Source organism: Pirellulales bacterium, from assembly GCA_035939775.1.
GTDB lineage: Bacteria > Planctomycetota > Planctomycetia > Pirellulales > DATAWG01 > DASZFO01.
The window spans coordinates 22,387-29,306 of record DASZFO010000038.1 but is presented as its reverse complement, the minus strand read 5'-3'; the positions used below and the strand labels follow the sequence as shown (position 1 = coordinate 29,306).

Here is a 6,920-nt window from a genome sequence, read left to right as displayed (position 1 = left end):
TTCGGCCCGATCACAAGTGACACCACCGGCCGGCTTTCGTGGCGCGACTTGACCGTCGGCACGAGCGAGAGCGGCCCGGAAACGGCTTCGCACGTCTGGCTGGCGCCGCGCAACGTCAATGCCGCTTCGGTCAAGGCTGGCGGCGAGAGCGAGAAGTATCTGTTCTATCGCGGCGTCGGAAACTTCTCCGCGCCGCTTTCGATCAGCACCGATCCGCTTCACGACAAGCTCAACATCCGCGGCCGGTTCGATGAAGTTCTCGATTCTCGCGAAACCACGAAGATCAGTCGCGTCTGGCTGATTCACGTGCGCAGCGACGGCAGCTCCGCCTATCGATCGATCGGCCCCGTGATGGTGACGGCTGACCGAAACGCGCAGGTCGCGGAGATGCCGGCATCATTTGCCGAACGGGAGTTTTCGCTCGGCAACCTGGCCAACTTGTGCGATGAGCTGCACGCAGCCTTGGTTAAGGAAGGACTCTACGCCGACGAAGCTAGTGCCCTCGTCGAGACGTGGCGCGCGGCCTACTTCAAGAGCGCGGGTCTGCGCGCGTTCTTCGTCGTTCCGCGCGTTTGGACCGATCATTACCTCTCACTCTCCGTTTCGAAGCCGGCAGAGATCGCGCGAGTGATGGTCGGACGGATCGAATTGATCAGCCCCGAGCAGCGAGAGTTGCTCGAAAAGCTGGCGAAGACGCCGGTCTCCAATCCCGATTGGATCGGCAGAATACCTAACTCCGAGAATATGGTCAAATTCATCTCCGGGCATAGCGATTTCGGCGACCTGGGCGTGAAGATCCCCGACGACTTCCAGACGTATCTAGACTTGGGACGATTCCGCGACGCGCTGGTTCTGGAGCAGCAGCGGCGTCACCCGTCGGACTCGCTGGCCAAGTTCATCGACGCGTACGACCTGCAATCGTTCGATGTTCCCAAATCGGCCGGGGATTGAGCGAGCGTATTCGTGGCGGACGCTGCCAGCGTCCGCTCCGACGCTGGCAGAGTCGGCAACGACGTTCAACTCGCACTGCTGCCATGCCGCAACACAAGCAATTGCTTGAAGAGATATGGCTCCGGGGGTCGCGGCCAGGGGAGTTGGGATAGTTCCTGGGCGAGCGGCTCGTCGACGAAGCCATCGATGGCCGCTTGGATCTGCGGCTCGCCTTCGGCCGTCGTGACCATCAGGAAGATCGAGCGCAACTCGAACCCGGTCGGCCGCGGCCACTTCAGAACGACTTTGTACAGCGATTCGAAAAGCAGGCGATAGAAGATTCCGCTCGGATCGAGACCAGGAGGCAGCGTGCCGCGGACGCCGGCTCGACCGGGGAACACGTCCCAGCCCGCGAGTTGGCGAGCCGCTTTCGGCCGGCGGCGAGCGCCGGCTTCCGCTCCCAACGCCGCCAAAAGGGGCGCGGCCGCCAAGACGTGCCACTCCTCGATCGCCGAACGAATTGCCGTGAGCCGGTCTCGTCCGACGCCCAGCGTCCCCACGCGAAACCGGTCTCCCGGGTCGCCATCGAGATGAATCTGCACGTCGAGGGGGGCAATGATCTGGCTCTCCTGCTGAGTGAACCCCTCGAACACGATCGAGAGCCCAATCCGATGGCCGCCGAAAGTGATGTCGCCATCGTCCTCGACGAACCGCACCCCAGCCTCGGTCAAATGCTGCCGCAGCGTATCGAACACCAAGCGGTAGGTCTCGTCGATCATTTGAATTCCCGATCGCGCATCTTGTGGGGTGCGTCAAGGCTTTGCACAGACGCACCGGATCGCATCCCGAGGCGCACGATTCCGCGTGTTCCGGTGCGTCAGCGCGGACTCGACGCACGCTACGACTGTTTACGATGGCGCGTCGAGATACGGATCTTGCCCCATCGCCTTCTGGATTTTCTTGCGTTCCTTCTCGTGATACATGAGTGCCCGGCGGTCGCGGAAATGGCGGCGCTCGATGATCCGTTGCGACTTGCGGAACCGCCTAGCCAGCCCGTCGAACGGGCCGGACGACCGCTTGCCGAGCTCAATCAAGTGCTCCGACTTGTCCGGTCCAAGGCCGCTGAGCAGAATATCGTCGTCCAGGGCGAGAAACTGGCAATAGGTGCCGGGGTCGCCCTGCCGGCCGCAGCGGCCGGCCAATTGCCGATCGATGCGGGCCGCATCGTGCATTTCGGTCAGGATCACATGCAGACCGCCGGCTTCCGCAATCCCTTCGCCGAGGCGAATGTCGGTGCCGCGGCCAGCCATGTTCGTCGAGACCGTCACGTGGCCGCGCTCACCGGCGTGGGCGATGATGTCGGCCTCGGCGGCGACCTGCCGCGCGTTGAGCACTTGGTGGGGGATGCCGGCCGCCTTCATAAGCTGCGAGAGCAGTTCCGATTTGTCGATCGAGCGCGTGCCGATCAATAGCGGCCGCCCATCATCGTGAATTCGCTTGACCTCTTCGACGATCGCATCGTATTTCGCCTCGGCAGTGCCGAAGATGCGATCTGGCAGGCGCTCGCGGATCGGTGGACGGTTTGTCGGGATCGGGATCACGCGAAGTTTGTAAATCTTGTGCAGCTCGCGGGCGGAGTTCGACGCCGTGCCCGTCATTCCCGCCAGATGCGGATAGCGGAGGAAATAATCCTGGATCGTGACGCGAGCCGCGTGCCCCGTGGAGATCGTCACCTCGACCCCTTCCTTCGCCTCGATCGCTTGGTGCAGCCCGTCGCGCCATTTCCGCCCCTCCGACATGCGGCCGGTGAACTCATCGACGATGACGATCTCTCCTTTGCGAACGACGTAATGGCGGTCGAGAAAGAACGCCCGCTCGGCCCGCAACGCCCGTTCGATGAAATCGTACAGCCGCAACATACCGACCGACTGCAGCGCCGGAGTGCGGGGCAGGTTCCTCACGAGCCTGCGACCGGCGGCGTTCAGCTCGGCGGTCTTTTTCTCGTGGTCGTAGGTGTAATGCTCTTCCTCCTCGAATTGCTTCACCGCCGCCGCGCTCCATTGATACAGCTCGACTTCGGCCTTCTCGTCTTCAGTCGGCAGGGCGCTGATGATGAGCGGCGTGCGGGCTTCGTCGATGAGCACGCTGTCGGCCTCGTCGACGATCGCGAAATGGGGCGGCCGCTGCACCGGCTTGTCGCCCGACGAGTCGCTGTGATGGCCGAGCATGTGGGCCATCAGATCGCTCTGGCCTTCAGCGGTGCGGCGCAGCAGGAGCCGATCGCGGAGAAAGTCGAATCCGAACTCCTTGGCGGTGCCGTAAGTGATGTCGCAGGCGTAGGCCTCGCGGCGCTGGGGAGTGTTCATCGGCGTCAGTACCACGCCCACGGTGAGGCCGAGCAGCCGGTAGATCGGTCCCATCCAGTCGGCGTCGCGCTCGGCAAGATAGTCGTTCACGGTTGCCAGATGGACGCCATGGCCGGTGAGCGCCGCGAGATAGAGCGGCAACGTGGCGGTGATCGTCTTACCTTCGCCGGTTTGCATTTCGGCGACCGTTCGATGGTGCAGCGCGATGCCCCCCAGGATTTGGACGTCGAAATGCCGTTGGCCGATCGTGCGCACGGCCGCCTCGCGCACCAGCGCATAGGCCTCGGGCATGATCTGCGTCAGCGGCTCGCGGCTTTTCGCCCGATAGCGGAGCGACAGGCTGCGCTTTCGCAATTCGGCGTCGCTGAGTTCCTTCAGTTCCGGTTCAAGAGAGCCGACGACTGGCACCAGCGCAGCCCATTGCCCCAGCCGCCCTCTCACCGGCCCTTTCGCCCAAACGGCCAAGGTGCCGGTGACATTTTGCAGCAGCGAACTCATGCCGGGTCGTCTATTGTTGGATTCGGATGCCATGAAGGGCGGCAAGAAGTCCATCGAGTTGGCCGGCGGAGTCCCGTCAGTCCACTTCTTATGATACGTCGTGCCTTGCCCGCTGACACGCCCCAAACCCGGAAATGATTCGCCGACAGCGTAGGGTGCATCAAGCGAAGCGCTGACGCACCAGAACCACGCTTGACGCACGGCGCGTCTGCGCGGACTTGACGCACCGTACCTTGCGAATTCAGCTACCGCGCGCGCAAAAGGCTCACTGCCGTTTGATGCGCTGGATGGCGAAGGTCGCCGAGCCGCCGCTAGCGCCGGGTGGAGAAAATGTGCCCGAGGCGGTGACGTAGTCTCCCGCTTCAAACCCATCGAGTTGGCTTGGATCTGGAAGCGTGGCAGTGCCGCCATACTCGTCAATTGGGCCGTCAGGCGGTAGATAGATCAGCCTCCAGCGTTGGCCAGCCACCGAGTATTCGAGCTTACCGCGAAGCGTTTTGTAGTCCGGATCATAGCCATAACTCGTCCCCGGTCGATCGGCCGGGATATTTACGGGGGTCTGACCTGCTGCCGTGGATTTCGCGCCGCTCGCAGCCGCTCCGCCTGTCGCCCCACTCACTGGCGGCAGATCAGTAATCTCGGGGATGCTTGGCCGCTCCACAGTTTGTACGGTGCTCGAATTGACGGGCGCCACAGAAATCGTGGATGGCATCGGAGATTCGGCGGGCGCTGCCAGACTGGTTGGTGCCGGAACGGCTGGCACGATGGCAGCCGAATCCGCCGCGGCGGACTGATTGTCGACCGGTTTCGCCGCGGAAACGCTGTTGGACCGCTCGACAATCCGAACCATACTTGGCTCGGGCCGCGATTGAGAGGTGTCTGCAATTGTGGCGGCGGTGCTGACTGCATGGGTTCCCTTCGGCGCCTGCCAATTGGCCGTGACTACTCCGGAATCGCGCGAATTGCCAGACGGAATGGATGCGGTTGCACTGGTCGCTTGCGGAAGCGCGATCGGCGGTCTCAGCGAACTCTGATAGTTGAAGCCGCCCGGCGGAGAATATCTGTTGGGCGCCGGAGCCGGCGAGATCGGCACGCCCGAAGGCGTCAACGGCGCTGGAGCCGGCGTGATTGGGGTGCCAGGCGAAATCATCGGTGGCGCAGTCGCCGGCCCAGGAATTGCGCTCGGCGCAGCAGCCCCAGGATAATACGGTTGGGCCGGCATCGGGCCGGATGGCGTGATCGTTCCCGGCGGCGGCACGGTCGAACGGTAAAGGAATGGATCGTTCGGCGGCGCCGGCGCGCGGCAGCCCGATAGTAATAAGATCGCGACGACCGCTCCCAGCAGCCGCTTCATCGGCAGACTCCTTTCCGCCAGACTACCCGACCGCGATGGCAGCGAACGCGCGCAGAACGGCCGGCATGAAGAGAGCAATACGATAACGATTTCCGCGCCGCTGTCCAGAGCGATTTCTTGTTTGCCTATCTCTCCTCGACAGCCAGGCTCGTGGCGACGTATGGATTGACGATCAAATGCGGTGTGGCGGCGTTCGAGTCAGCCGTCTGCTCGCCGGATGGTTTCGCCTTCGTATTCGGCGTCGGCGCAGGCGCATTGCTCGGCGGGACGAACGGGTTGATAATCTCCTTGGGTCCGCCGTCTTCCAACGGCAGGATTATGGCCGCCGGCGGATAGGCGAACGGTGTCCAACCGTAAGCTCGCGCAATGGGATGCGAGTAGTATACTGGCGGGTGCGAGGCGTAAAACGGAATGTGGTCCTGCTCGTAGGGATAGCCATAGGCCCACCAGTAGCCAGGACAATAATCCGATTGGGCCTTGAGAGGCCGGTCGGCCAGCGCGATCATCGCCGCACAGAAGAACATTCCAACCAACCCTGTCTTCAAAATCGTTTTCATCTTGGTCACCTCAGAGAAGCAGTTCAATGGAGTTGCGACCGGACTGGCCGGTATCTCTCCACCCTAAACAGCCGGAAATCGCAGGTCAACTTTTGCAGCCGAATTGCAGTATGCAAGCAACTTCGCTTACCGACGCATTAAAAACCGAGGCCCGGCGGCTGGGGTTCGATTTGGCGGGGGCTTGTCCGGCGGTGGGGCCCGGTGGAATGGAGCGATTTCACGAATGGCTGGCGGCCGGATACGCCGGGCGAATGCAGTATTTAGCCGATCGGGCCGCCGCATACGAGCATCCGCGGCATGTTTTGGACGGCGCCCGCAGCGTCCTGATGCTGGCGATGGTCTACCGCACCACAGAGCCGATTGAGGCGCGGGCTGGAGAGGGCCGCGTCTCGCGGTACGCCTGGGGACAAGACTATCACGAGCTGATTCGCGCCCGGCTCAATCGACTGGCCGACTTTCTTCAAGATCAAGCGCCGGGGGCGAAGGTCCGTGGAGTCGTCGACACCGCGCCGCTTTTGGAGAGGGAATTCGCTCAATTGGCCGGCCTCGGCTGGATCGGCAAGAACACACTGTTGCTCAACAAGCAACTTGGCAGTTGGTTTTTTCTCGCGGCGCTGCTGACCGATATCGAGTTGGACTACGATGCGCCGCACGAAACCGATCATTGCGGCACCTGCCGAGCATGCCTCGACGCCTGCCCGACCGACGCCTTCGTCGCGCCCTATGTACTTGACGCGCGGCGATGCATTAGCTATCTGACGATCGAACTGCGTGCGTCAATACCCACGAACTTGCGCGGCGGGATCGGCGACTGGTTTTTCGGCTGCGATGTCTGCCAGGACGTTTGTCCGTGGAACCATCGCGCGCCAGCGACGGCGGAACCGGCATTCGCACCGGACGACAAAATGAATCCGGTCGCGCTGGCCGCGCTATTCGCGCTCGACGACGCGGGCTTTCGCGAGCGGTTTCGCCGCACGCCGCTGTGGCGGGCGAAACGCCGCGGCCTGCTCCGCAACGCCGCGATCGTGCTGGGCAATAGGCCCGATCGGGCCACGATCCCGGCCTTGACCAGAGGATTGAATGACGTCGAACCGCTCGTGCGTGCTGCCTGCGTCTGGGCCCTCATGCAGTTCGACGATCAGTTGGCTCGCGCCGCATTGGCTGCCCGGCGGGCAATCGAAACCGATCCCGAAGTGCTGCGCGAGTGGAACTGAG

At 62.9% G+C, this 6,920-nt stretch carries 6 protein-coding genes; 2 read left to right on the top strand and 4 right to left on the bottom strand.

Annotation, left to right across the window (positions count from 1 at the left end; all coding sequences use genetic code 11):
• Positions 1–951, top strand: a 951-nt coding sequence (locus tag VGY55_01805) for a hypothetical protein (GenBank protein HEV2968691.1), incomplete at its 5' end; no start/stop codon positions are given.
• 65 nt (positions 952–1,016) lie between these two features.
• Here the strand turns inward: VGY55_01805 and VGY55_01800 are convergent.
• From VGY55_01800 to VGY55_01785, 4 genes are all read right to left on the bottom strand, one after another.
• Positions 1,017–1,709, bottom strand: a complete 693-nt coding sequence (locus VGY55_01800) for a DUF6348 family protein (protein ID HEV2968690.1) — start codon at positions 1,707–1,709, stop codon at positions 1,017–1,019.
• 129 nt (positions 1,710–1,838) lie between these two features.
• Complete coding sequence (locus VGY55_01795; protein ID HEV2968689.1) at positions 1,839–3,794, bottom strand: preprotein translocase subunit SecA; 1,956 nt, start codon at positions 3,792–3,794, stop codon at positions 1,839–1,841.
• A gap of 265 nt (positions 3,795–4,059) precedes the next feature.
• Positions 4,060–5,148 carry a hypothetical protein gene (locus tag VGY55_01790; GenBank protein ID HEV2968688.1) on the bottom strand — a complete coding sequence of 363 codons (1,089 nt, stop codon included), beginning with the start codon at positions 5,146–5,148 and terminating at the stop codon, positions 4,060–4,062.
• 125 nt (positions 5,149–5,273) lie between these two features.
• Positions 5,274–5,705 carry a hypothetical protein gene (locus tag VGY55_01785; GenBank protein ID HEV2968687.1) on the bottom strand — a complete coding sequence of 144 codons (432 nt, stop codon included), beginning with the start codon at positions 5,703–5,705 and terminating at the stop codon, positions 5,274–5,276.
• A 110-nt stretch (positions 5,706–5,815) separates the two neighbouring features.
• Here VGY55_01785 and queG point away from each other — a divergent pair, with 110 nt between their 5' ends.
• A complete protein-coding gene (queG, locus tag VGY55_01780) occupies positions 5,816–6,919 on the top strand; it encodes a tRNA epoxyqueuosine(34) reductase QueG (protein HEV2968686.1) in 1,104 nt (367 codons plus the stop codon).
• Position 6,920: the final 1 nt, after the last annotated feature.

What these genes read in the sequence shown, in the direction of transcription:
- VGY55_01790 (HEV2968688.1), bottom strand. Translation starts at nt 5,148, where the DNA reads ATGAAGCGGCTGCTGGGAGCGGTCGTCGCGATCTTATTACTATCGGGC.
- VGY55_01800 (HEV2968690.1), bottom strand. Translation starts at nt 1,709, where the DNA reads ATGATCGACGAGACCTACCGCTTGGTGTTCGATACGCTGCGGCAGCAT.
- queG (HEV2968686.1), top strand. Translation starts at nt 5,816, where the DNA reads ATGCAAGCAACTTCGCTTACCGACGCATTAAAAACCGAGGCCCGGCGG.
- VGY55_01785 (HEV2968687.1), bottom strand. Translation starts at nt 5,705, where the DNA reads ATGAAAACGATTTTGAAGACAGGGTTGGTTGGAATGTTCTTCTGTGCG.
- VGY55_01795 (HEV2968689.1), bottom strand. Translation starts at nt 3,794, where the DNA reads ATGAGTTCGCTGCTGCAAAATGTCACCGGCACCTTGGCCGTTTGGGCG.